This is a genomic window from Kaistella solincola (assembly GCF_000812875.1).
GTDB classification, from domain to species: Bacteria; Bacteroidota; Bacteroidia; order Flavobacteriales; family Weeksellaceae; genus Kaistella; species Kaistella solincola.
Map to the genome: position 1 here is coordinate 64713 of NZ_JSYK01000001.1, position 24749 is coordinate 89461.

Genomic DNA, 24749 nt, shown 5'->3' on the forward strand with positions numbered 1-24749 from the left:
CCATGACCCAGAAGGAAACTTTATCATCGCTAATCCACGGGAATTTTGCTAAAGAACTCTCGATTTCCGACGGCAAAATGCCGCCGAACGCCATCGAATTCGAGAAACTCGTCATCGGTACTTTTCTTATTGACAAAAAAGGACTCGATTATTCGATTGACCTGCTGACGCCTGAAGTTTTTTATGATCCGCGACACCAGGAAATTTTCCGGGCAATTGTGCGGCTTTTTGAAGGAAATCATCCGGTTGATTTAATGACCGTAATCCAGGAACTGAAAAAAACTGAAAAATTGGCTTTTGCGGGCGGCGATCATTATATCATCGATTTAACAATGGGTGTTTCATCCAGCGCGCATATCGAATATCACGTGCGTGTAATTCTGGAAAAATTCATCCTTCGAAGCCTCATCAATGTTTCCGCTAACGTTATCGATAGTTCATATAAAGAATCGACCGACGTTTTCGAACTTCTGGACAAAGCCGAACAGTCATTTTTCGAAATCACCAACGGAACTATTAAAAAAGGTTTCGACACTGCGAATACTTTGGTTACGCAGGCTATTGAAACCATCAAAGCTTTAAAAGATAAAGAAGGTATTTCCGGAATTCCGTCAGGATTTAAAGATATTGACAAAGAAACAGGTGGCTGGCAAAACTCAGATTTAATTATCATCGCCGCGCGTCCGGCGATGGGTAAAACCGCATTTTTGCTCTCCATGGCAAGGAATATTGCTGTTGAACACAATGTGCCGTTGGCTTTGTTTTCACTTGAGATGGCATCAGTTCAGCTGATTACCAGAATGATTGCCTCCGAAACCGGAATCTCTTCGGAAAAACTTCGCAAAGGACAAATGTCTGATGAAGAATGGCAAAGATTGTTCTCCAACGTTTCGGCGTTAGAAAACGCTCCTTTATATATCGATGAAACGCCATCGCTTTCCGTCTTCGATTTCCGCGCAAAATGCCGAAGACTCGTGATGCAGCACGGCGTGAAAATCATCATGGTGGATTATCTTCAGCTGATGACCGCCAATTCTGGAAAAGGTGGCGCAGGAAACCGTGAACAGGAAATCGCAATGATTTCGCGTTCACTGAAAGCGATTGCAAAAGAGCTGAATGTTCCTGTCATTGCGCTTTCGCAGCTTTCGCGAAGTGTGGAAACGCGTCCCGGAAAAAGACCGATGCTTTCCGACCTTCGGGAATCCGGTGCGATTGAGCAGGATGCGGATATCGTTTCCTTTATTTTCCGGCCGGAATATTATAAAATTTCGACCTGGGATAATGATGAAGACGGCGCAGAATCTTCCACTGAAAATCAGGCAGAACTCATCATCGCCAAACACAGAAACGGTGCTACCGCCGACGTAAGAATGTCTTTTTACAAAAACATCGCGAAGTTTGCCGATCTGGATTTATTTGGCGGCGGCTACGGTTATGAATCTTCTAATTTCGGACAGCAGGACGCGCCGAGCGGTTTTGAAAAAATTAAAACCACCATCGATCCGGGAGCAGCTTTCGATATTTCAGATAACAAAAATCTTTCGGGTTCGTCCATGAACGATCTGGATGACGACGACGATTTTCAGTTTTAGAAATGAGCCTTAAAATCGAGATTTTTACCGACGGCGCCTGTAGCGGGAATCCGGGAAAAGGCGGCTACGGCATCGTCATGAAAGTTCCCGAAAAAAATTACGAAAAACGCTATTCCGCAGGTTTTCGCCTTACGACCAACAATCGTATGGAATTGCTGGCGGTGATTGTCGCGCTGGAAAAACTGAAATCCACGGAAAACGACATCCATATTTACACTGACAGCAAATACGTTTCTGATGCCATCAACCAGAAATGGATTTTCGGCTGGATAAAAAAAGGTTTTAAAAACGTAAAAAACCCCGATTTATGGCGGAGAATTGTGCCGCTTTTAAAAGCGCATAATCCAACATTTCACTGGGTAAAAGGCCACGCCGGGCATGCGGAAAACGAAATCTGCGACCAACTCGCGGTAAAAGCTGCGCAAAAAGAACCTTTGGAAACCGATGAATTTTATGAGGCACAAAAAAGCGGCGGATTGTTTTAAAAAAATTCCGCCCTTTAGCGGCAAATTTTTTGGTTTGTAATCCAACTTTGAAGATTCGTGCATTCGTGGCATTTATCATTTCAAAAATTTTAGCGGTTATTTTGGCAGATTTTTCAATTTTGAATAAACCAAGATATTCGTGCATTCCTGGCATTTTTTAATTATCTAAAATTTTAGCGGTTATATTGCCAAATTTTTCGCTTTTGCAAATCGCTCGCGTTAACAGTTCCGCCAAAATCTTTCCGCGCATTTAATTATCTTTGTTCAATGAATTACCTGGATGCATTGCAAAAAAGATACTCGGTAAAGAAATTCGATCCCGAAAAAACAGTTTCTGCCGATGCGCTTTATCAGATTCTAGAAGCTGCCAGACTTTCGGCGAGTTCGCTTGGTTTGCAGCCCTACAAAATCATCATCGCGCAAAGCGCGGAAATCAAAGAAAAACTCATTCCCGCCTTTTACAATCCCTCCCAAATTTCCACATGTTCCCATTTAATTGCGATTGTTTCGAAAAACAAAATCGGGAATGAATATATCGGCGATTATTTCAAGCATATTTCCGCGACCAGAGAAATTCCGGTAGAAAATTTAAATCCCTTCCGCCAAAGCATCGACAGTCACATGAACCGTTTATCGCCCGAAGAAATTATGGTTTGGGCCGAAAAGCAGTGCTATATTGTTTTGGGAAACCTGATGTTTGCCGCCGCGCTGGAAAATGTGGATACTTGCCCAATGGAAGGTTTTCGCCAGGAAATCATCGACCAGATTTTAGGTTTAGATCCTGAAAATGAAAAAGTTGCGGTGACTTTAGCTTTAGGTTACCGTTCACAGGAAGACACACATCAAACCTTAAAAAAAGTGCGGAAACCCACGGAAAAACTCTTTAAATTTTTGTAATTAAATTTACAGCCAACAAACTCCTGAAAAAACTAAATGATAAAAGCAGATGTACTCGTCATCGGATCCGGAATTTCCGGTCTTTCCTACGCCATAAAAGTTTCTGAAAAAATGCCCGAAGCCAAAATCATCATCGTTACCAAAGGCGATGAAGACGAAAGCAATACGAAATACGCGCAGGGCGGTTTGGCAGTTGTAACCGATTTTGACAACGACGGTTTCCAGAAGCACATTGACGATACGATGCGCGCCGGCGATGGCGAAAATAACCTGGAAGTGGTAAAAATGGTCATCGAAAAAGGTCCGGAGCGTTTCAAGGAACTGGTAGAATGGGGAACCAATTTCGATAAGAAAGACGGAAATCTAATGCTTGGCAGAGAAGGAGGCCACACGGAAAACCGAATTGTTCACCACAAAGATATTACCGGAAAAGAAATTGAACGCGCGCTGCTTGTAACGGCGAATAAATCGCCTAATATTGAGATTTTGCCGCATCATTACGTCATCGATCTGATCACGCAGCACCATGTTCCAGGAAAAATTTTCGATCTGAATAAAATCGACTGCTACGGCGCTTATATTCTGGACGAGAAAAATAAAAAAATCAAGAAAATAACGGCGAAAATTACTATGGTGGCTACGGGCGGCGCGGGACACGTTTATAAAAACACAACGAACCCGATCATTGCAACCGGCGACGGAATTGCTTTTGTGCACCGTGCACGCGGTAAAGTTTCGAACATGCAGTATTATCAGTTTCACCCCACGGCGCTGTATTCCAAAAGAGATGGAATGCTTTTCCTGATTTCCGAAGCGGTGCGTGGCGACGGCGCAAAACTACGGACGAAAGATGGTGAAAAATTCATGCAGAAATACGACGAACGCGAAGAATTAGCGTCCCGCGACATTGTGGCGCGCGCCATCGATAACGAACTGAAAATTTCCGGTGATGATTATGTAGGTTTGGATTGCCGCGACATGGACCGCGAGAAATTTATCGAGCATTTTCCTAATATTTATGAGAAATGTCTGGACGAAGGAATTGATCCGTTCGAACAGCTGATTCCGGTGGTTCCGGCGTGCCATTATTTAATGGGCGGCATTGAAACCGATATGAACGGCCAAAGTTCCATTAAAAATCTTTTCGCCGTGGGCGAATGCACGAATTCGGGATTGCACGGCGCAAACCGGCTTGCCTCAAATTCGCTTTTGGAAGGCTTGGTTTTTGGCCATAATGCTGCGATAAAAACCGTGGAATTGCTAACGGTGAATGACTTTAATTTCGATGATTTAAAAGCCGTACCGGAATGGAATGAAGAAGGAATGAAAATGATGGACGAAATGGTGATGGTAAGTTACCTGCGTCGCCAATTACAGGAAATGATGAGTGACCTGGTGAGCATTGTACGCAGCAACGACCGACTCGCCCTAGCGAAGAAAAAACAGCAGGAAATTTTCGAAGCGGTGACGGAACTGTATAACTACTCGATTTTGTCGCCGAAACTTTCGGAACTGCGAAATCTAACGAATATTTCGTATTTGATTATCAAGCATTCGCTGATGATGAAAGAAAATAAAGGCGCATTTTTTAATAAAGATTTTGTGTAAAATATGCTGCTAAATGTGCAATTCTTCGTAAAAAAATTGCCACGAATGCACGAATTTTAAATGAAATGCGATTTCAACAAAAACCAAGAAAAATGGCTGTAGAGCAGCTAAAATTTTTTAGGATGGAATGCCACGAATGCACGAATTTCATTACTAATAATTGAAAAATAATGGCTGTTATAAAGGCGAATTTTTGTAGATTGAAGATGCCACGAATGCACGAATTTCATTACCAATAATTAAAAAATATGCTGTTAAAGCGGCAGATTTTTTCGATTTGGCTTCATTAAAAATAAAAGCGGGAAACCATTAATTATAAAAATATAAAACGGAACTTTTTCTAAAAATCTAAAAATGAAAAAACCACAATACGTGACCAAAGAAGTTTTAAAAAATTTCATTAAAAATGCTTTGGAGGAAGATATTCAGGAAGGTGACCACTCGACGCTGGCAACGATTCCGAAAGATTTGCAGCAAAAAGCAAAATTACTGGTAAAACAGGACTGTATTTTGGCGGGTGTGGAACTGGCGGAAATTATTTTCCAACAGTTTGATAAAAACCTGAAACTTGAAGTTTTGCTGAAAGACGGCGCATCAGCAAAAGTTGGCGATATTGCTTTTTACGTGACCGGAAGTGCGCGCTCCATTCTTTCCACGGAGCGTTTTGTCTTGAACTGCATGCAGCGCATGAGCGGCATTGCTACGCTTACGCACGACTGGGATTCGCGGCTTTTGGGGACGAAAACAAAATTACTCGATACGCGAAAAACCACTCCGAATTTCCGCATCTGCGAAAAATGGGCGGTGGCAATTGGCGGCGGCACGAACCACCGTTACGGTTTGTATGACATGATTATGCTGAAAGATAACCACATCGACTACAACGGAAGCATTACAAAAGCTGTAAAAATGGCCAAAGAATACACCGAAAAAATAAAAAAACCGCTGAAAATTGAGGTAGAAACCAGAAATCTGGAAGAGGTGGAAGAAGCTTTAAATGCCGGTGCTGACCGTATTTTACTCGACAACATGGACGTTCAGATGATGAAAGACGCAGTGAAAATGGTAAATGGCAAATGCGAAACAGAAGCTTCGGGCGGAATTACGCGGAATATGCTGAAAGAAATTGCGGCCACGGGCGTAGATTATATATCGGCGGGCGCGCTTACCCATTCTGCGGAAAACATCGATTTGAGTTTGAAGGCATCAAAATAAAAATGTAAAAAATGGTCGTTTTAGGGGGAAATTTTAAGAAAAAGGAAATTAAAATTAGAAATTTATGAGCGGGTATTTAATTTTTAACAGTTTGATTCTATGATTAATAGGGGATTTCTGACAATATTTTAAAATTTAACATTTTGTTAATGTGTGTTAATAAATTTTAGCATATTTTTGCGCAATAAAAATCTAATTTAATTTTTAATAAAAAAAGATGAATTTCAGACCTGTGAAAAAATCAATGCTAACGGTAGTACTTACGCTATCAACAGCCAGTGTTTATTATGCACAAACTGCGAGAGACACTGTTAGTAGAGAAAAAGACATTGAGCAAGTTGTATTAACTGGCGTTGCTGACATCGCGAAAGACAGAAAAACTCCGGTTGCTGTTTCAACCATCAAGGAAGCGCAGATTATCGATAAGCTGGGAAATCAAGAATTCCCGGAAATCCTTAACACTACTCCATCTGTATACGCTACCAAAGGTGGTGGTGGTTTTGGAGATTCCAGAATTAACGTGAGAGGTTTCGATCAAAGAAACACTGCGGTAATGATCAATGGTGTTCCTGTAAACGATATGGAAGGTGGTGCTGTATATTGGTCAAACTGGGCGGGATTATCTGATGTAACTTCTGCAATGCAGGTTCAGAGAGGTCTTGGTTCATCTAAATTAGCAATTGCTTCTGTAGGTGGTACCATCAACGTACTTACAAGAGCAGCGGACAAAAAAAGACAGGGAAATGTAACGCTTGGTGTTGGTAACGACGGATATAACAAGCAGTTATTCTCGTATAACACCGGAAAAGGTGAAAGCGGTTGGGCTACATCATTCTTAATGAGTAGAACGGAAGGTAATATGTATGCGGACGGAACGGAATTCGAAGGGTACAACTATTATTTAGCTGTAGGTTATCAACCTAATGCAAAACATGATTTGCAATTTACAATCACTGGTGCGCCACAGGTTCACAACCAAAGATCTTTCCAGTCAACCATTAACGATCACATCAAATATGGTGGAACTGAGGACGAACCAAACAGAAGATTTAACCAAAACTGGGGATATTTAAACGGTGAAGAATATTCTATGACCAGAAACTATTACCACAAACCGGTAATGTCATTAAACTGGGACTGGAAAATTACTGAAGCTACTACATTAAATTCTGTAGCTTACGCTTCTTTCGGTAGAGGTGGTGGTACAGGTGACGCTGGTAGAATCAACGGTGTATTTTACAACAACTTACCAAGAACTGCAGACGGTCTTGTAAGATTTGACGATATCGTTAGCTGGAACAGAGGAGGTGTAGTTGCAGACTTCGGTGCTGTAAACAAAACTCCGGGAATGGCTAGCAGCAGCAACGGAATTATCAGAAGATCTTCTATCAACTCACATAACTGGTTAGGACTTATCACCAGCTTGAATCATAAGATTAATGACAACTTAAGTGCAACTGTTGGTTTAGACGGTCGTACTTACGAAGGAATCCACTACAGAATTGTAACAGATTTCTTAGGTAACAACTCTTACACAGATACAAGCAACATCAATAACAAACCAAACGTAATTACCAACGCGTTTACTACAAACCCTACCTGGAACCCGTTCGGTGGTAAAACCAACGAAATCAAAGACCAGTTAGCTTACAGTAACGATGGTATCGTAAACTGGTTAGGTGGTTTCGGACAATTGGAGTATACCAACGATGCACTTTCTGCATTCGTTCAGGGTTCAGTTTCCAACCAGGCTTTCCAACGAATTGATTATATGCTTTACGCTCCTAACGAGCAAAAAAGTGAGAAAGTTGATTTAGTTGGTTTCAACGTAAAAGGTGGAGCAAACTATAACATCGATGAAAACCACAACGTATTTGTTAATGGTGGATATTACGAAAGACAACCTTTCTTCGGAGCTGTTTTCTTAAACAACAGAAATGATGTGAACCCTTCTCTTACAAACGAGAAAATTACTTCTTTCGAAGTTGGTTACGGTTACCGTTCAGGTATTTTCAATGCTAACTTAAATCTGTATAACACTTCTTGGGATGATATCTACAGAAGACTTACAACCAGAGGAAAACTTGATGGTGTAGATGTAACAGGTGTTGCAAATGTTTTAGGAATTAAAGAAATCCACAGAGGTATTGAATTAGATTTCAACGTGAAACCAGCACAATTCGTGACTGTAAACGGTATGTTCTCTGTAGGTGACTGGTTCTTCGAAGGTAGCCCAACAGCATCTTTCGTTGAAGATCAAACAAACACTGTTATTCAGGAAGGAACTCTTGCATTAGACGGTCTTAAAGTTGGTGATGCTGCACAGCTTACCGCTGCTTTAGGTGCTGATTTCAAAGTTACAGACTGGTTAAACTTCGATGCACAGTACCGTTATGCTGACAAACTTTATTCAGCTTTCGAACCTTCATCACGTTTAATCACAGCTTCAAAACCTACGCCATCTGATCCAGCGGTAGAATTACCATCTTACGGATTGCTTGACCTGGGTGCTGGTGCAAGATTCAAACTTAATGACACTCAGTCTTTCAAACTAAGATTCAATGTGAACAATGTTTTAGATAAAACATATATCGCTGAATCCAGAACAAATAAAGCTGCTGATGCTAACTCCGCAAACAATTGGAATGGCATTAACAAAGCAAACGAGGTATTCTTCGGATTCGGTAGAACCTGGAATGCTTCTGTAAGTTTCCTTTTCTAAGAAATCGATACTACAAACCCTTAAATCCCGACGAAAACGTCGGGATTTTTTTTATCTTTGCCGTTAACAAAATATACTATGGATACATTTAAAATTATTACTGAAGCACACAAAGGTTTTGCTTACTTAATCCTTCTTGCAGGCATTATTTTCGTCGTAGCGTTATTGGTTACCATGTTCGGTTATTCGGGCAAAATCAGCAAATTGTTGCGCAAATCTACCTTGTTTACGATGATTCTCTTTCACATCCAACTGATCGTGGGGATTTTAATGCTGGTATTTTCACCGGGTTTAAAAGGAGCTTTAGAAACAGGAACTTTAATGAGCAATGCTGCAGCACGCTTTTCCTATGTGGAGCACCCGGTATCGATGCTGATTGGTGTGGTGCTGATGACCATCATTAATAAATACATGAAATCCAACGAAACGCTTGCAATGAAAATTGTAATTATGGGCGTAATCGCTTTTGCACTGTTTGCATATGCTTTCCCGTGGGCACGCGTTTTCCCTTCATTTTTTGCATAACATTTAAAACAACAGATATTCTTAATGAAAATAGCAGTAGTAGGCGCCACCGGAATGGTGGGACAAATCATGCTAAAAGTTTTAGAGGAAAGAAAATTTCCCGTTACGGAACTCATTCCCGTTGCTTCTGAAAAGTCGGTGGGCAAAAAAATCATATTTAAAGGCCAGGAGGTCGAAATCGTTTCGATGGAAGACGCGATAAACCGAAAGTCTTCAATCGCGCTATTTTCCGCAGGCGGAAATATTTCACTGGAATTTGCGCCGAAATTTGCAGAAGCCGGAACGATCGTCATCGATAATTCTTCTGCGTGGCGCATGGAAGCTGATAAAAAATTAGTCGTTCCGGAAATCAACGCGGATGTTTTGACGAAGGACGACAAAATCATTGCAAATCCAAACTGCTCTACTATTCAGCTGGTAATGGTTTTACATCCATTAAACAAAAATTTCGGGCTGAAACGGGTAATTATTTCAACTTATCAATCGGTGACCGGAACCGGAAAAAATGCTGTGGATCAGCTCAATGCAGAAATTAGGGGTGATAAGCAGGTAAAAAAAGTTTATCACTACGACATCTTCAAAAACGCTTTGCCACAATGCGACGTTTTCGCCGATGACGACTACACCAAAGAAGAAATAAAACTGATGACTGAACCTAAGAAAATCTTGGGTGATGACAGCTTTAATATCTCAGCAACTGCTGTGCGAGTCCCCGTTCAGGGCGGACATTCTGAAAGTGTAAATATTGAATTTGAAAACGAATTTGATCTGGATGAAATCCGAAATATTCTTTCAAATACACCGGGTGTTGTGGTTTTGGATGATGTGAAAAACAACATCTATCCGATGCCTTTATATTCCGAAGGAAAAGATGAGGTTTTTGTAGGCAGAATCCGCAGAGATTTTTCACAGCCGAAAACTTTAAACCTCTGGATTGTCGCAGATAATCTCCGCAAAGGCGCTGCGACCAATGCGGTGCAGATCGCAGAATATCTCCTTAAAAACGACTTAGTTTAAACCAAATGCTCACAATAAGTGAGCATTTTTTTTGTATTAGATGCGTCGAACATTAATAATAGCTTAATAAAACCCCATGTCTGAAAATAAAAACACTTCACAGAACAATTTCACTTTCCAGCGGAATGTCGCCATCGTTGGTATTGCGCTTTTTTTAGGAAAGCTACTGGCGTGGCATTTCACCAATTCCGACGCGGTGTTCTCCGATGCCATGGAAAGTATTGTGAATATCATTGCGGCATTTATGGGCCTATATTCGCTGTACCTCGCCGCAAAACCGAAAGACATTGACCATCCGTATGGTCACGGAAAGGTGGAATTTGTAACTTCGGGAGTTGAAGGAGCCTTGATTATTTTTGCGGGCATTATCATCATTGTCCAGGCGGTAGACTCGCTTTTACATGGTAACATTCCCAAACAGCTTGATTGGGGAATCGCGATCGTGGCAGCTACAGCAATCATCAATTATTTGATGGGACATATTTCCTTCAAAAAAGGTGTCCGCGAAAATTCATTAGTTCTGCAAAGTTCCGGCGCACATTTAAAAAGCGACACTTTTACAACTTTAGGCGTAGTATTGAGTTTAATTTTGGTTCAAATCACCAAATTATACTGGATTGATGCGGCGGTAGCTTTTCTCTTTGGCGCTTATATCATGTACGTCGGTTATACTATCATCAGAAAATCTTTAAGCGGAATTATGGATGAAGCTGATGAAGATATGCTGAAAAGACTTGCAAAATTTTTAGATGACCGCCGGTTACCACAATGGACCGATCTTCACAATGTCCGGATTCAGCAACACGGGAGCGGCCTGCACATCGACGCTCATTTGACCATGCCGTGGTATTACGAACTCCGGCGGGCGCATCAGGAAATGGAAGATATGTATAAACTGATTGGTGAAAGTCACGACAGAGCTATTGAGTTTAATTTTCACCTCGATGATTGCAAACCTATTTCGTGTGCAATTTGTGCTTTATTCAGCTGTCCGGTTCGCGAGCATGCTTTCGTTGGACAAGTGGAATGGAACGTAAATACAATTACTCAGGAGAATAAGCACACCGTTAATGATTTGCCTTCGTCGTATGTAAACGGTAATAAAAAAGCGGAATAATCAGCAATAAAATCAGCGGCTGAATGACGAATCTTCTCATATAAAATGAGAAAAGATAACCGACTTCAAACTGCGTGTAAATGCAGTAAAGGTAAATGGGAAATGTAATCAGAAATACAACTGTAATTAAAACGGCAGCTTGCAGCGTCCATCTTTTGCTGTTGAAAATAAGATGAACAATTGCAGTTGATAAAGCTAAATTCAAAAAAAACCTGAAAATATAGCCGAAAATCAGCGGCGTCCATTCAAAAGCTGGGAAAGCCGCATGTTCATTTGCAATGTGAAAAAATGCCTGAAATGGATCGTAGAAAAGTTGGTCTTCAAACATTCTCACTGCGATTAAGCCGAAAACGCACATCGCCACCAAAAACCATTTAAGCAGTTTCATTTGGAACTTCATTTAGTGCGAAAAACTTAATCCAAATCAGCCACAGAATCACCACACTTCCGTAAATAATGGCCGGAAATAAATAGTCGTGCCCGATTTTGGAATATTGCGGCATTTCAACCAAAAGAATATTCAGGCCCACAATGCGCAGAACATTCATGATATGAAGTGCTACCAAGGAAACGGCCACAAAAACAAAAGTTTTATAACCTTTGTAAAAAGCAAAAATAAAGGAGAGGAAAAGAATCATCACCGAAATCGCATTACAGCCCTCTACCATTCGGGAAACGTATTGTCCGCTCACGTAAAACCAGATCGTTTCCTCCTCAGGTTTTCCGGGAACCATTTCAGATGGATAACCGAGCAAATTCTGGACGTAATCGCACTGTTTCATCACCCAGGTCGAAAATGGGTCCAACCCGGCATTTTGGTATTGATTTAGGTACAGCTGGTACAGCAAAACCGTCACCACATAAATGGCGACGAACCGCAGAAGAACTCCCAGAACCGGTTTAAAATCACTGAACATTACGGCAAATATACTGCTTTCTAAAATAGGATTTTTGCTATATTTGTAACATATGACCATCACAGAAGCTCAGTCTTTTCTTGAAAATTTTTTAGGCGCTAAAACGGGCAATTTTTACCTTTTAGAACAAAGTGGTTCGGCCCGACGAAATTTCATCGGCAGCATTAATGACGAAAAATACGTGGTCACCTTCAATGAAAATATCCCGGAAAATAAGGCTTTTTTTTACTTTTCCACAGTTTTCTCTGAGCTTGATTTAAATACACCAAAAATTTTAAAAATTTCGGAAGACCAAAAACTATACGTTCAGGAATTTGTCGGGCAGCAGACTTTATCGGAAATCATCGCTTCAGAAGGGCAAACAGAACATGTCGAAAAACTTGCTAAAAGCGCGCTTTTCCAGTTGGCTGAAACGCAAAAAAAGACCCAAAATACCCTGGATTTTTCCAGAACTTTCGAGTACAAAGAATACGGTGAACTGGCGATTAACAACGATTTATTTTATTTTAAGAGTTTTATCGCTGATGTTTTGGAACTTCCGTATCACAAATCAACCTTACTTCAGGAGTTTAAAACGCTTATTCTGAAAATAGAAAAACTGGAGCCACGCGGAATTATGATCCGGGATTTTCAGGCAAGAAATATTATGGTGAATGAGCGCGATGAAGTTTTTTTCATCGATTATCAGTCGGCTATGGAAGGACCGCTGATGTACGACGTTGTATCTTTTCTTTTCCAGGCAAAAGCCAATTTTTCGGCAGAATTTAAGGCAAAAATGCTCGAATATTATTATTCGCTTTGGGACGATGAGGTGAAAAAATCTCAACTGAAAAATTCGCTCCAATATCTGCAATTAATTCGGTTTTTACAGGTTTTGGGCGCCTACGGTTTCCGTGGTTTAATTCAGCGAAAAGCGCATTTCCTAGATAGTTTAAATTTAGGAATTTCAAACCTGCAAAGCTTTTCAGTCTCGTTTGAAGAAATGCAGAATTATCCGGAACTTTTTTCCTTAATCCAAAGTCTCAGCACGCAACATACACAATCAAAAATCAATTCTTTACTTTCAAAATCTTAATGAAAGTCTACAAAAAATAATAATGAGTTTAAAAATAGAAATACACAGTTTTTCATATAAAAAGGGCGGAATACCAAAAGATAATTCCGAGAACGGCGGCGGCTTCGCTTTTGACTGTCGCGGCGTTTTGAATCCGGGACGTCTGGAAGAATTCAAAGCACAAACCGGCTGCGACATCGGCGTTCAGGAATTTCTGAAAAAAAGCACAAAAATGCCGGAATTTTTAGAAGCGGTGAAAAACATCATTTCCATTAATATTGAAAATTATCTGTCGCGCGGTTTTGAAAATCTTCAGATAAATTTTGGCTGTACCGGCGGCCAACACCGTTCGGTTTACGCCGCTGAAAAAACTGCTGAATTTATCCGCGAAAAATATCCGGAAGCCAGCGTTTCGATCAATCACGACGAACAGCCGCAGTTGAACACCGTTTCATGAAAGCGCTGATTTTTGCAGCCGGAAAAGGCACGCGCCTGAAACCTTTTACCGACAACCATCCGAAAGCGCTGGCGCCCGTGAACGGCGTTCCGTTGCTGGAAAGAAATATCAAATACCTTCAGAGTTACGGCATTAATGATTTCGTCATCAACATACATCATTTTGGTGACCAAATCCGCACTTTTCTTCAGGAAAATAATAATTTCAATGCCAGGATTGAGCTTTCTGATGAGAAAGATCAGCTGCTGGAAACCGGCGGCGGTTTGCTTTTTGCTCAGAAATTTTTAGACGGCGGCGAAGATTTTCTGATTATGAATGCCGATATTTTAACCGATCTGGATTTGAATTTATTTATTAAATATCACCAGGAAAAGAAAGATTTTGCTACTTTAGCCGTATCAGACCGAAAGAGTTCCCGAAAATTGCTCTTCAGCCCGGAAATGATTTTGAAAGGTTGGTTAAACGTAGAAAGCTGCGAACAGCGCCTGGCGGAATTTAACAAAGGTTTTAAGCCTTTGGCTTTCAGCGGAATTCACTGTGTAAAGCCGCAGATCTTCCGCAAAATAAAAAGACGCGGAAAATTTTCGATTATGGAGGAATATCTGGATTTGATGATGACGGAATCGATTTTCGGTTACGAACATTCCGCACATATCGTAGATGTCGGCAAACCGGAATCAATTTCGGCGGCAGAAAAAATTTTTAAATAAATGAGCAAAATAAAAAGAGGAAAAGGAACCACGAAGGAAGCGAGCGGCAGTCTTCTGGAAATCGATCAGCGAATACAGAATTCATTCAAGGAAAAAACCTGGGATGAAATGGTAACCAAAGACAGCTGGATGGTTTTCAAAGTAATGGCGGAGTTTGTGGACGGCTATGAAAAAATGGCAAAAATTGGTCCCTGCGTTTCTATTTTTGGTTCGGCGCGGTTGAAAGAAGGTGATCAATACTACGATCTCGCAGTGGAAATAGCTCATAAAATTACAGACATCGGTTTTGGCATTATCACTGGTGGTGGCCCCGGAATTATGGAAGCCGGAAACCGTGGCGCCAGAAATGGTGGCGGAAAATCCATCGGGCTGAACATTGATTTGCCTTTTGAACAGCATTTTAATCCTTTTATCGACAAAGGACTTAGCATCGATTTCGATTACTTTTTTGTACGGAAAGTGATGTTTGTGAAATATTCACAGGGTTTTATCGTGATGCCGGGAGGTTTCGGTACCTTAGATGAAATGACGGAAGCGCTAACCTTAATTCAAACCAATAAAATCGCTCGCTTTCCTATTGTGATGGTGGGTTCTAAATTTTGGGCCGGGTTATTCGACTGGTTTAAAGATACTTTGCTGGAAAACGGAATGATTTCTCCGGAAGACCTGAACCTGTATCGCGTTGTAGATACGGCTGATGAAGCGGTGAGCCATATTAAAGCTTTTTACGATAAATACTCAGTCAACGTTAATTTTTAGTTGGCACCATATTTGAGAATACCCAGTAACAAATTAAGAGATGAAAAAATTTTTATTCAGTATATTAATTTTTGCATCGATGCTGATGATGAGTTTTGCGGCGGCAGAATTTTATTCCTCGATGACAAAAGTAGATTATGTAGAAGGGAGCAAAACCCTGAAGTTTACGACAAAAATGAATACTGCACATATATCAGACGCTATTAAAATCAACCCAAATACCGCAGGTTTTGAAGCAGAAGTAAAGAAATACGTGAACAACAATTTCGACATATATGTCGACGGTAGTGTGTGCACACTCACATTTACCGGAAGTCAGGTGAACGGCGAATCAGTTTGGGTGTATTTTGAAGCAAACGGGATCGCAAATTTTAGCACGATAAGAATTAAAAACACAATTTTACTGGCAACTTTTCCGAAACAGTTTAACCTGGTAAATATCGCTTACAAAGGCAACCAGAAAACAATGAATTTTCAACGTGGTAAAGAAGTAAATGAAGTCAGTTTTTAATTAAACTTCTCAAAAAATAAAAAAAAAGCCGTTTTGAAAAAAAACGGCTTTTTTGTGCCTAATTTTTTCTTAATTTTTAGCGATTGTTCAGCTGCTGCATGCCTTCGGAAGAAACCATGTCATAATTCCAGGCTGGTTCGAAAGTCAGGTCGATTTCGATTTCATAACCCGGAAATTCTATTTCCAAAGAGTTTTTGACGCCAGTTTGTATGGCCTCTCCCATTGGACAGGACGGCGTCGTCAGCGTCATCGTAACAAGTAGGTGTTTTCCTTCTTTAAATTCAATATCGTAGACGAGGCCCAAATCCATGATGTTTACCATTAATTCAGGATCGATAACTTCGTACAGCGCCATTTCTGCGCGGGATATATTGTTATAATTTTCGTCGGTAGGATCTAAAATCATTGCGTTTGTTTTTTCTTGTGTAAAATTAGTTTATAGACATTTACATTATAAAGCACGGCGACTACACACCAAAGCACGGCACCAGCCCGAATCACCGGAACAGATTCAAGAATAATTCCCAAAGCAAATACCAAAAATGCGGCAATAAAAATACGGAATTGCCACACGGTGAGTTTTTCGCTGTACAAATCTTTTGGTAGCGGAACTTTTACTTTTCCAGAAAGGTTTTTATAATGGTCGTTCCAAATGATAAACGGTAAAGTTTTGAAGGTTTTTCCTAAAATAATGCTCGTAATCCAGCCCATAAAAATCAATGTCCCGTACAGCATTGCCCAGCGGTAACCTTCCGCAAAATAAACGGCGGGAATCAGCAAAACGGCTATAATTAAAGCCAAAAAAGAAAGAAAGGAATGCTTCATCAGCAGCTCTACCCTTTTTCTAAGCCGGTTTTTGTAATTATCAAACAGAAAAAGCAGCCAGCAGACAATTCCTACCAAAACGATAAGTGCGTAAATTAAAACACGTGCAGTTACTCCGAGAAAATATCCGTCTGCCAGGAAAAGAACGAGTCCGGCATTTTGAAAAATAAAGGCATATTTGAGCATAAAATCTTTTTTTGACTTTCCAAGCAAAAACATGGGAACCAACTTCGAGCTTACACCGGTAATCAGCTGTAAAAACCAACCGGCAAAACCTACGTGCGCGTGAAGTTTCAGAATTTCTAAATGGCTGACGTCAAAAAAGGAAAACTTTAGGTTAATCGCCAAAAGCAAACCCATCACCACCGTAAAAAGCAGCCAAATCGCAGAGCTCAATACATAGAGTTTTTGAATGCTGTATTTGGTGCAGATTCTCGTGGTTTGCACGACATTAAACAAATATAAAATTACGGAAAAAACCACCAAACTGCCGCCAAAAATCATCAGCCAACCAACGGTAAGTTTCCAGAAATTAGTCACCAGCAAAATCATTCCTAAAGTCAAGGTATACCAGACAAAAGCCGCGAGTTTTTCGCTATACAAATCCTGTTCGCAAATCACGGGCAAAAGTTGATGCGCCGCACCGAAAATCACCATTGTTCCCCAGCCCAGCGCCGCGATATGCACCATCGTTAAAAGATGTGGCGTGAAATAATGTTTCGTAAAAGTTTCCGGCGTGAAAAGCATCAGCAGGCACAACACCAAAAACATTACCGCGCCGGTGGCATAAAAAGGCAATACAGCACCATTTCCGGGTGCTTTTCCGATATTAATGTGTGCCATTTATTTTTTAAAAATTAGCATTTTTACGTCGCCTTCCGCCTTGTTGTAAATATGAACTTCATAATTTTTATCCGCCAGTTCTTCCAACAGATAAACCGGCACTCTTTTGTGACTGATGTATAATGCATTTTTGTCCGGCAAGTTTTCAAGCTCCGAAAGAATAAGCTGCATCGGGCTGGGCATTTCCAGCTCACGGACATCGATTTTTTTGGTCGTTTCAGCGGCAAATTTTTCGCACACAGCTTTGAAACTTTCTTCGGTGTCCATTACCAGTTTTTCATCAGCAGTTACGGTAGAAACCGCTGCTTCTTTTTCTTTTTTAAGGAAATACGTTCGGAACTCTTTCTCACTCACATTTTCCACGAAAGTTGCTTCCGCTTTTTCCTGTTTAAGCAAATGAATTAATGGCGTGGGCACAAAGTTATTGATTACACACAGAATTTTTCCCGGTTCCACTTCTTTGAAACGGTGCAGAATTTCTTTTAAAGGATCAGCGCCGTTATCGATGATGGGCCGAACGTCGAAATTATCAATTTGATCAAGAGCTGCGTTTAAAAGCCAGTTTGGTTTTGCTTCAACTTCGCTTTCTAAAAGAGTGATATTTTCATCACCAAAAGTAAATCCGAGCGGAATTAAAACCCGCTTAAATTCCGCCACCGTCGTGCCGCCCATTTTCGCAGCTTCTGCAATGGTAACGCGTGGCGCCATGATCTTTCTCAGAATCGGATTTTTAAGTTTTTCCAACGGTTTTGCTAAAGACGCAATCGCATCTACACTCTTGGAATTTTCTTTTATGAGTTCCGAAATCTTGGTTTTCGGTGTTATATATGCCATTTTTTTGATTTTTTATTCAACGGTCAAATCAGGTGACCTCAGCTTTAAAAAAAGCAGCTGCAGAATACAGACATTGCACCATCAGTTTCATCTGCAGCTGCACGACATCAATTTAATTTTGCCAGTTCAGCATCCATTTGCAATGCTTTCGGAAATAAGATATTATTTTCGAGGTGAATATGAGCTTTGAAATCATTTTCAAATTCCTGCATTTTCTGGAACAAATAGCGGTAAGAATTACAGGCACCTTCCGGAAGCGTGTAATTATCGGTTAATTTACGGAAGAAATTCAAATCTTCATTCGCAATATCATGTTCTTTTAAAAGCAAGGAAATTGGTTCGTTCAAAGAACCGATTCTATAATTGGTTTCGCTTTCCGCATTTTTGGTTTTTGCCACAATTTGCTTAATGACCGGAAACAATACCTCTTCTTCTTTCACAATATGATCCAGCAAATCCTGTAGGAAGTGATAGGTAATTGTTGCCAAACGGTTCAGTTCCGGGTGACCGTCACCGTGATGTTCCGCAACTTTTATGGCCATATCGTTCAGGTTTTCCGCATTTTCCTTTACATATCTGTGGTGTGTGTACACGATATAATCAGCCAGGAAATCCAGTTCCCATTTGTCATAGTCAAAGCTTGGTGCGGGCGGCGTTTTGGAAACTTCTGTTAAAGCGCTGCGTAGTTCATCTTCAGAAATTCCGGCGTCAGCGCTGGCTTCTTTTACGGTTTTATCGCCGCCACAGCTAAAATCAATACCTTTTGATTTTAAAAGCTCCGCTTTTCTGATATCTTTCGCCGCGATAGATCCTACGGTTTCTTCACCTGTTTCGCTTACCGGATTTTTAGCGATTTTCACTTCGTAAACTTCCGGACCTTTTTCAAGATATTCCCAGGTAAAAATATCGCCTCTTTCAGCCAATAATTCGTAATACAGTGGTTTTGGATCGTGGTCGTTTTCAATGATGAAACTTTCGCCGGCTTTCAGCACGTCAAACCATTTGAAAATTGTTGGATGTTTAAACTTCGGTTCAATGGTTGTTACAACCAGTCTTTCGATTTCTTTTGGCGCTTCAAGCTCATTTTTTTTGATTTTAACAATGAACCATTCCGGTCCTTTTTCCAGGTATTCCCAGGTAAAAATGTCTCCTCTTTCACCGATCAGTTCGTAATACAAAGGTTTCGGGTCGTGGTCGTTTTCTATTACAAATTCTTCGCCCGGTTGTAGCGCGTCGAAATATTTAAAGATGGTCGGATGTTTCAGTCTAGGTTCAATCTGGGTGACATCCAAAGTTTCTACTGTTGCCATTTTAATGATAGTTTAGCGTTGTTTATTTGTGGTTAAAATGCTGTTTTTTTCTAAAATTAACCCCGCCGAAGCTGTAGTTCATCGGTGTGGTGTTCATTCCGGAACTGGTCCAAAGTCGTTTTGCCGTAAATATCGTAAAGCTGGTCGCGCGCTTCTTTGTAGGTGTTGTGAATGGGGCACGGATTGGTTTCGGAACAATACGCCAGACCAAGTCCGCAGCCATGAAACATTTTATCGCCGTCGATGGCGGTGATGATGTCGGCGAGCGAAATGTTGGCGTGTTGCTGTGTGATAAAAAATCCACCGTACCGGCCTTTCACCGATTGCAAATAACCCTGGCGGCTAAGATTTTGCAGGATTTTACCGATGAATATTTCGGGGGAATTTATTTTATCCGAGACTTCCTTGATATTCACCGTAGAACCGTCCCAGGACTGTTGCGCGATGTAGATCATCGCGCGCAGGGCATATTCGCAGGTTTTTGATAACATAATTAAGCAGTTTCAGAGTACAAAGATAAAAAACTTTTTCTAATTCGGACTTTTTTATCTTATTTAAATTTCCAGTTTCAGATGTGAGAATTTGAGAATTTGGTGATGCGGTGATTTGTTGATACGGTGATGCGATGATCGGTTGATGTACAAAACGAAAAAATTACCTGCTTTAGCGGCAAATTTTTGTAATTTGTAAACTCACCTGAAAATATTTAAAACGAGAAAATTACCTGCTTTAACGTTAAATTTTTGTGAAAATTAAATTCATCAAAGCGGAAAAATCACCTGTTTTAACGGCAAATTTTTATGATTTTTAAATTCAAACCTCAGCTGCTAAAACAAAAAAATCCACCCAAATTGGGCGGATTTTCTTTAATTATAATTTTGAATTTTACTGAACTGTAATATCATCCAGCTGAATAGTAGTCGTAGTTCCCGATCCATTTCCAACATATTTGAAAACAAGATATCCTTTACCGGACAAGGTTGAAGGAACGGTGTAAGTGCCCGCATTTTCAAAAGTTCCGTAACCGGAAGTCGGTGTTTTCGGAATCTTGAAAGCAGACGTAATTTCGGTTAAAGTTGCTGCGGTAACATCGCCCATCGGAACGTAATCTGTAGAAGTATACACTTTCAGCGCGGTACCGTTGTAATACCCAATATTTACGTCAAAACTGATTTTCTGACCCGCTGCAAATGTTACCGGAACGACAAACAAGGTTTCGTAAGCGCCGCGCCCAGCATTTGCGCTTAACTGGATATAATTGTTATTGCTGAAGTTTTTCAGCTGCCAGTACCTGTTTCCTAAAACCGGATCGTTGATGTACGGTGGAAAAACTTCTAAATTACTGCCGGAGAACCCTTCAAAAGTTTCAGCTAAAGTGGTTGGATATGTAATCGCAGAACCGCCTTTTGCCGGTGTAGGATCAAACCTGTTTGCTGAAGTTATGCTTACATCGTTTAAATTTCGGATCAACAACTGATAATTTTGGTTGTATTTGCTCACCACGAAAGTTAAGCTTCCGCTTCCTTTTGGTAAAAGTGTAGAACCAAACGTTGCGAAACCGGAATTTCTGATGACAGACGTACCGCCGGAATTATCTTCAATGCTTCGGTCGGTATCAACACCGGCACCGGCAACATAATCGATGTAGGTTTTGTTGGTTGGATAAATCTCGGAAGTGCTGAACTGTACATTCGGAACTTTCACCAAAGTATTGATGTATTTATCCTGAAGCGCCGCAGAAAGACTTGGCAATTCTGTAGGTTTTATGGTAACAATATCCATCTGGTTTCCGTTACAAACTGCAGAAATATAGTTGGAGAACAATGTTCCCGGAATTCTGCCGATCGCGTATGTCGGATCCACAGAACCGATTTTTACGGTACCGCGGTCTAAACCTAATCTCAGGCCTTTAGCATTAATTCTGATGTGCGTTCCCACGGGGAAATCTGCATAGTTGCTTGCTCTGTCCACTTCCATCTGAAGTCCGGCGGTAGGATTTTCCGGTTTATCCTGAAAGGAAATGGTTTTGTAGAAATTTCCGTTTTCGTCGGATGAAACCACGTAACCGTCGAAAATCATGTCTTTATCAATCAAAATATAACCTGTTGAAGGCGCCATTGCTTTGAAATCTGCCAAAGAAATGTTGGGCGCTGCAAACTTGTTGGTACAGTTAATTGGCGGCGTATCCCATTCGTCCTTATTTACACAAGAGCTTACCGTAAATGCCGAAAATGCAATCACAAAAGCCGTCTTAAAATATCTTTTAATATTCATTGTATTGTTTTTTAAAATTCTGAGTTATGATTAAAATCTAAATTGAATGTTTACGAAATATGATCGTCCTTGCGTGTACCAAAGTTTCGGTCCAAATAAAGGAAATTCGCGGTTGTTTTCCTCCACATATCCAGGATAAGTTACTCTTCTGGTCTGTTCAAAACCTCCGGTAACGTATCGCGTGTTATCGAGAATATTATTAACAGAAGCAGTAAGCAAAACATAATAACTTCCGAATCTCCAGGATTTTCCGGCATTAGCATTAAAGAAAAATGCGGACGGAAGCTTGGTAGGCTGTAAAACACGGCGCAAATCTGCTTCAGTTAAATCTGCATACGGCGTTCCCGTAACCGGATTCTGAACGAATCTTTCAGTTCTTAAAAGCGCCGAAGGATCAAGGAAATTATCATCAAGATAATTCCAGTTTGCACCTAACCACCAGTATTTTGGTGAATTATACCGGAGCCCGACAGAATATCCCTGTTGTGGAGTTCCGCCTTGTCGGTAATTTTTTAAATAAGCTTTTCCTAAATCCAAATAAGATTTTCCGTCTTCGAAAGTTCCGGTCGCATCAGATGCAAAGTAGACATTCGGATCGTTTCTGTACGTGTACTGACCGTAACTCGCAAGTCCCTGTGCGGATAAGGTTGGTGTAATTTTCACATCAACACCGAGTTCGCCGCCCATATTTCTTTTGGAAACATTAGACATCACCTGCGTTACAAAAGCACTTTGAACATTGGAAACTGTACCGTCCGCGCCAGTTGTCTGGAACTGAATTCCATCCGCGAAAAAGCGCTGTACGTTCGTGTCATTTTCAGTATCAACCAAAAATCCTGTAAGACGCATTTTAATGAACGGACTGCTCACGATATAACTTAAATCGTTGGCATTAACGACCGCATTTCGAATGTTTGGCGTAACTGAGCTGTTCACTCTCGGGTTGATGAATAAATCTTCGAGGAACGGAGCCTGAGAAAAATAAGCGCCATTATAAACGAGGAAGTTCCGCCCGTTTATTTTATAAATTATCTGGCCTTTAAGACCAAAATTCCAGAAATTGTAATCGGCACTTTTACCGAAAGAATCTTCATATAAATAATGTTTGAATAATCCTTCACGTGAAGAACTGGAATAACCTGCTAAACCGGAAACGAAAACATCAAAATTTCCTGTCTGGAACTTGAACGCAGGATTTACCTTGATTTCCTGTCGGCGGAAATTGTAATCGTAGTTTATTTTGTCGCCTTCGCGTTTTACAACATCGGTTTCACCTTCATTGTATAAACCGCTTTCGCCAGGTTGATTTGTAGCAGCGAAAGGATCGCGGTTCAGCGCAAAATCAGCACCCAAAAGATCTTTTACCTCGCGGTATAATTCCGATTTATAATTCTGGTAAGAAATATTCAAAAAAAGGCGTGAAGTGTCGGTAAAATTATGGGTGAAATGCGTGCCTGCGTTGAAGATTTTATCATCGCTCACATCATTTACCTGAAAATAAAGAGCCCTTTTACCAGTAACTCCGAAATATTCACCAGCTGGCTGGTTTGTATTTCTCCGGTAGAGCGCGTCCCAGTTAATCTGTGTGTAATTAGGGTCGCCCGTTTGCCAGCCTCGCAAAGCATCAGCATAAGCCTGTTGCGCTGTAGTTGCTGTTTGGTCGCCACTCACCGGCACCGAAGCGTTCGGATCTAAAGAATCGTAATAACTTGGTAAATAGCGGTAATATTGCGGCGACGGATTCGGCACATTCTGCCAGTCTAAACGCGCGCTTTTATCTTTTCCAAACTGGTAAGAAACAGCAGTTCTTAAACTTGATTTACTGTTGATCTTCCAAAAATCCTGAAGTTGGAAAATCGGCTGAAATCCTGCGCGAACTCTTTCGCTACGTTTTTCACCGTCTTGCCATCCCCAATAAGAATTGTAGTGAACACCGCGGTAATCATAAACTTCCTGCGTGCTCGGGCTCGCTGTTGAACGTCTGTATGGTGCGGCAAAAGCACTTAAACTAACTGAGTGACTGTCTGAGAATTTTTTTTCTATACCTAAAAAAGCACCGTATGCATCGTAGAAAGTTCCTTCCTGAATTCCTTCCTGTGCCCAGCGTCTTGCAGCCATTGCTGTAACAGCCCAACCACTTCTGCTCATCCCTGAAGTGTAGCGCAGAGACGCGCGGTTACGGTAATTTCTGTTGGTTAAAGAATAAGTTGCCTGAAAACCTTTGCGGTATTCGCTGGCGTTGGTGTTTTTATAAATTACAGCGCTTGCGCCTCCAAAAGCGTATTCCGACGGTGCGTGGTTCGCGGCGACTTCCGGGTAACGCGTAATTTCATTAAGACCGCCCCAGTTGCTGAAATCCACATTTCCGTTGTCCGCTTTTACCATGGAAACACCATTCATCATCGTTTCACCGGTTCGTCCATCAATACCACGTGGGCGAAACCAATAAGCTCCTAAATCATACGCCGCAATTCTGCTGAAAACGTCCTGTGAAGACTGCAGTAAACCCACAGTTGTTCCCTGGCTCGCATTTTCCTCGTCGCCGGTGCTTTCAATAATTGCAAGTCCCTGATCAGCACCGGTTAAACTGGAATATAAGGTAACAACACCTAAATCTTTTCTTTTTTCCGACGCCACATCGAACTCCATCACTTTGGTTTCGAAATTGGGTTTCGTAATTACGATTTGGTAGTGTCCTGATTTGAGGTCGACGAACTGGAAATACCCAATTTTATCAGCTTTCACATCATTACCAGTACCCTTTAGGTCAATCTCCGCACTTTCTACAGGACTGCCGTTCGCATCTTTTATATAAGCAAAGACCGTAGTCTGCGCAAAGTAAAAGGAGGCCGGAAGCAGAGTAAACAAGGAGATTAAAGATAATTTTTTAATCATGTTAATAATATATTTATTCCTTTTCGAGTGAAAATCATTTAAGAAAATGAATTAACACAAATTTAAAAATAATTATAATATCTTAATTATTTTTAACAATCTATCTTTTCGTTTATCCAACCGTTCCGTGATGAATTTCCTTCATTTAAAAAAAAATTTATTCATAACTTCGTATTTGATAA

Annotated in this window: 23 protein-coding genes; 14 read left to right on the forward strand and 9 right to left on the reverse strand. The window is 40.8% G+C overall.

Features of this window, described 5'->3' with window-relative positions; all coding sequences use genetic code 11:
• The first annotated feature begins 2 nt into the window (after positions 1-2).
• The 9 genes from dnaB to OA84_RS00330 all read left to right on the forward strand — a co-directional run bounded on the left by dnaB (position 3) and on the right by OA84_RS00330 (position 11178).
• Positions 3-1592: a replicative DNA helicase gene (gene dnaB, locus OA84_RS00290; protein ID WP_039340672.1), complete on the forward strand. Its 1590-nt coding sequence runs from the start codon at positions 3-5 to the stop codon at positions 1590-1592.
• 2 nt (positions 1593-1594) lie between these two features.
• Positions 1595-2077 carry a ribonuclease HI gene (rnhA, locus tag OA84_RS00295; RefSeq protein ID WP_039340675.1) on the forward strand — a complete coding sequence of 161 codons (483 nt, stop codon included), beginning with the start codon at positions 1595-1597 and terminating at the stop codon, positions 2075-2077.
• 267 nt (positions 2078-2344) lie between these two features.
• Entirely contained in the window at positions 2345-2974 is a 630-nt protein-coding gene (locus OA84_RS00300; protein WP_039340678.1) for an NAD(P)H-dependent oxidoreductase, read from the forward strand.
• 36 nt (positions 2975-3010) lie between these two features.
• Positions 3011-4582, forward strand: a complete 1572-nt coding sequence (gene nadB, locus OA84_RS00305) for an L-aspartate oxidase (RefSeq protein ID WP_039340680.1) — start codon at positions 3011-3013, stop codon at positions 4580-4582.
• 354 nt (positions 4583-4936) lie between these two features.
• Positions 4937-5797 carry a carboxylating nicotinate-nucleotide diphosphorylase gene (gene nadC / locus OA84_RS00310; protein WP_039340682.1) on the forward strand — a complete coding sequence of 287 codons (861 nt, stop codon included), beginning with the start codon at positions 4937-4939 and terminating at the stop codon, positions 5795-5797.
• Between the two features lie 217 nt (positions 5798-6014).
• Positions 6015-8519, forward strand: a complete 2505-nt coding sequence (locus tag OA84_RS00315) for a TonB-dependent receptor (protein ID WP_039340683.1) — start codon at positions 6015-6017, stop codon at positions 8517-8519.
• A gap of 78 nt (positions 8520-8597) precedes the next feature.
• A complete protein-coding gene (locus OA84_RS00320; RefSeq protein ID WP_039340686.1) occupies positions 8598-9044 on the forward strand; it encodes a hypothetical protein in 447 nt (148 codons plus the stop codon).
• Positions 9045-9068: 24 nt separating this feature from the next.
• On the forward strand, positions 9069-10061 hold the full coding sequence (locus OA84_RS00325; protein ID WP_039340688.1) for an aspartate-semialdehyde dehydrogenase: 993 nt from the start codon (positions 9069-9071) through the stop codon (positions 10059-10061).
• A gap of 76 nt (positions 10062-10137) precedes the next feature.
• Positions 10138-11178 (forward strand): cation diffusion facilitator family transporter, encoded by a 1041-nt coding sequence (locus OA84_RS00330; RefSeq protein ID WP_052252043.1) that lies wholly within the window; start codon positions 10138-10140, stop codon positions 11176-11178.
• Here the strand turns inward: OA84_RS00330 and OA84_RS00335 are convergent.
• Together OA84_RS00335 and xrtF are read right to left on the reverse strand one after the other, a co-directional pair.
• On the reverse strand, positions 11129-11566 hold the full coding sequence (locus OA84_RS00335) for an exosortase F system-associated membrane protein (protein WP_233701803.1): 438 nt from the start codon (positions 11564-11566) through the stop codon (positions 11129-11131). The two genes, OA84_RS00330 and OA84_RS00335, sit on opposite strands and share 50 nt — an antisense overlap.
• The gene (gene xrtF, locus OA84_RS00340) at positions 11553-12095 is read right to left on the reverse strand and encodes an exosortase family protein XrtF (protein WP_039340693.1); all 543 of its coding nucleotides are present in this window, start codon (positions 12093-12095) and stop codon (positions 11553-11555) included. Before xrtF ends, OA84_RS00335 begins: the two co-directional genes overlap by 14 nt.
• 52 nt (positions 12096-12147) lie before the next feature.
• Here xrtF and OA84_RS00345 point away from each other — a divergent pair, with 52 nt between their 5' ends.
• The 5 genes from OA84_RS00345 (at position 12148) to OA84_RS00365 (ending at position 15586) form a co-directional block, all read left to right on the forward strand.
• Positions 12148-13170 (forward strand): aminoglycoside phosphotransferase family protein, encoded by a 1023-nt coding sequence (locus OA84_RS00345; protein ID WP_039340695.1) that lies wholly within the window; start codon positions 12148-12150, stop codon positions 13168-13170.
• Positions 13171-13192: 22 nt separating this feature from the next.
• Positions 13193-13606 (forward strand): RapZ C-terminal domain-containing protein, encoded by a 414-nt coding sequence (locus OA84_RS00350; RefSeq protein WP_039340698.1) that lies wholly within the window; start codon positions 13193-13195, stop codon positions 13604-13606.
• Entirely contained in the window at positions 13603-14316 is a 714-nt protein-coding gene (locus OA84_RS00355) for a nucleotidyltransferase family protein (RefSeq protein ID WP_039340701.1), read from the forward strand. Before OA84_RS00350 ends, OA84_RS00355 begins: the two co-directional genes overlap by 4 nt.
• 108 nt (positions 14317-14424) lie before the next feature.
• On the forward strand, positions 14425-15075 hold the full coding sequence (locus OA84_RS00360) for an LOG family protein (RefSeq protein WP_394332705.1): 651 nt from the start codon (positions 14425-14427) through the stop codon (positions 15073-15075).
• 40 nt (positions 15076-15115) lie between these two features.
• On the forward strand, positions 15116-15586 hold the full coding sequence (locus OA84_RS00365; RefSeq protein ID WP_039340704.1) for a DUF6702 family protein: 471 nt from the start codon (positions 15116-15118) through the stop codon (positions 15584-15586).
• A gap of 76 nt (positions 15587-15662) precedes the next feature.
• Here the strand turns inward: OA84_RS00365 and OA84_RS00370 are convergent, their stop codons facing one another.
• From OA84_RS00370 to OA84_RS00400, 7 genes are all read right to left on the reverse strand, one after another.
• Positions 15663-15992: a metal-sulfur cluster assembly factor gene (locus tag OA84_RS00370; RefSeq protein WP_052252045.1), complete on the reverse strand. Its 330-nt coding sequence runs from the start codon at positions 15990-15992 to the stop codon at positions 15663-15665.
• Positions 15989-17254: a hypothetical protein gene (locus tag OA84_RS00375; RefSeq protein ID WP_039340708.1), complete on the reverse strand. Its 1266-nt coding sequence runs from the start codon at positions 17252-17254 to the stop codon at positions 15989-15991. The genes OA84_RS00370 and OA84_RS00375 overlap by 4 nt, the downstream gene beginning before the upstream one ends.
• The gene (locus tag OA84_RS00380; protein WP_039340711.1) at positions 17255-18088 is read right to left on the reverse strand and encodes a DUF2249 domain-containing protein; all 834 of its coding nucleotides are present in this window, start codon (positions 18086-18088) and stop codon (positions 17255-17257) included.
• Between the two features lie 107 nt (positions 18089-18195).
• The gene (locus OA84_RS00385; RefSeq protein ID WP_084060808.1) at positions 18196-19398 is read right to left on the reverse strand and encodes a DUF542 domain-containing protein; all 1203 of its coding nucleotides are present in this window, start codon (positions 19396-19398) and stop codon (positions 18196-18198) included.
• Positions 19399-19454: 56 nt separating this feature from the next.
• Positions 19455-19889 carry an RrF2 family transcriptional regulator gene (locus tag OA84_RS00390; protein WP_039340714.1) on the reverse strand — a complete coding sequence of 145 codons (435 nt, stop codon included), beginning with the start codon at positions 19887-19889 and terminating at the stop codon, positions 19455-19457.
• 394 nt (positions 19890-20283) lie between these two features.
• Positions 20284-21672, reverse strand: a complete 1389-nt coding sequence (locus OA84_RS00395) for a DUF5689 domain-containing protein (RefSeq protein WP_039340717.1) — start codon at positions 21670-21672, stop codon at positions 20284-20286.
• A gap of 30 nt (positions 21673-21702) precedes the next feature.
• Positions 21703-24567, reverse strand: coding sequence for a carboxypeptidase-like regulatory domain-containing protein (locus tag OA84_RS00400; RefSeq protein WP_039340719.1), 2865 nt, complete (start codon positions 24565-24567; stop codon positions 21703-21705).
• Between the last annotated feature and the right edge of the window lie 182 nt (positions 24568-24749).

Coding starts and splice junctions, on each gene's coding strand:
- OA84_RS00375 (WP_039340708.1), bottom strand. CDS start 17,254: ATGGCACACATTAATATCGGAAAAGCACCCGGAAATGGTGCTGTATTG.
- OA84_RS00395 (WP_039340717.1), bottom strand. CDS start 21,672: ATGAATATTAAAAGATATTTTAAGACGGCTTTTGTGATTGCATTTTCG.
- OA84_RS00350 (WP_039340698.1), top strand. CDS start 13,193: ATGAGTTTAAAAATAGAAATACACAGTTTTTCATATAAAAAGGGCGGA.
- xrtF (WP_039340693.1), bottom strand. CDS start 12,095: ATGTTCAGTGATTTTAAACCGGTTCTGGGAGTTCTTCTGCGGTTCGTC.
- rnhA (WP_039340675.1), top strand. CDS start 1,595: ATGAGCCTTAAAATCGAGATTTTTACCGACGGCGCCTGTAGCGGGAAT.
- OA84_RS00365 (WP_039340704.1), top strand. CDS start 15,116: ATGAAAAAATTTTTATTCAGTATATTAATTTTTGCATCGATGCTGATG.
- OA84_RS00360 (WP_394332705.1), top strand. CDS start 14,425: ATGGTAACCAAAGACAGCTGGATGGTTTTCAAAGTAATGGCGGAGTTT.
- nadC (WP_039340682.1), top strand. CDS start 4,937: ATGAAAAAACCACAATACGTGACCAAAGAAGTTTTAAAAAATTTCATT.
- dnaB (WP_039340672.1), top strand. CDS start 3: ATGACCCAGAAGGAAACTTTATCATCGCTAATCCACGGGAATTTTGCT.
- OA84_RS00300 (WP_039340678.1), top strand. CDS start 2,345: ATGAATTACCTGGATGCATTGCAAAAAAGATACTCGGTAAAGAAATTC.
- nadB (WP_039340680.1), top strand. CDS start 3,011: ATGATAAAAGCAGATGTACTCGTCATCGGATCCGGAATTTCCGGTCTT.
- OA84_RS00380 (WP_039340711.1), bottom strand. CDS start 18,088: ATGGCATATATAACACCGAAAACCAAGATTTCGGAACTCATAAAAGAA.
- OA84_RS00400 (WP_039340719.1), bottom strand. CDS start 24,567: ATGATTAAAAAATTATCTTTAATCTCCTTGTTTACTCTGCTTCCGGCC.
- OA84_RS00325 (WP_039340688.1), top strand. CDS start 9,069: ATGAAAATAGCAGTAGTAGGCGCCACCGGAATGGTGGGACAAATCATG.
- OA84_RS00385 (WP_084060808.1), bottom strand. CDS start 19,398: ATGGCAACAGTAGAAACTTTGGATGTCACCCAGATTGAACCTAGACTG.
- OA84_RS00335 (WP_233701803.1), bottom strand. CDS start 11,566: ATGAAACTGCTTAAATGGTTTTTGGTGGCGATGTGCGTTTTCGGCTTA.
- OA84_RS00355 (WP_039340701.1), top strand. CDS start 13,603: ATGAAAGCGCTGATTTTTGCAGCCGGAAAAGGCACGCGCCTGAAACCT.
- OA84_RS00370 (WP_052252045.1), bottom strand. CDS start 15,992: ATGATTTTAGATCCTACCGACGAAAATTATAACAATATATCCCGCGCA.
- OA84_RS00320 (WP_039340686.1), top strand. CDS start 8,598: ATGGATACATTTAAAATTATTACTGAAGCACACAAAGGTTTTGCTTAC.
- OA84_RS00345 (WP_039340695.1), top strand. CDS start 12,148: ATGACCATCACAGAAGCTCAGTCTTTTCTTGAAAATTTTTTAGGCGCT.
- OA84_RS00330 (WP_052252043.1), top strand. CDS start 10,138: ATGTCTGAAAATAAAAACACTTCACAGAACAATTTCACTTTCCAGCGG.
- OA84_RS00390 (WP_039340714.1), bottom strand. CDS start 19,889: ATGTTATCAAAAACCTGCGAATATGCCCTGCGCGCGATGATCTACATC.
- OA84_RS00315 (WP_039340683.1), top strand. CDS start 6,015: ATGAATTTCAGACCTGTGAAAAAATCAATGCTAACGGTAGTACTTACG.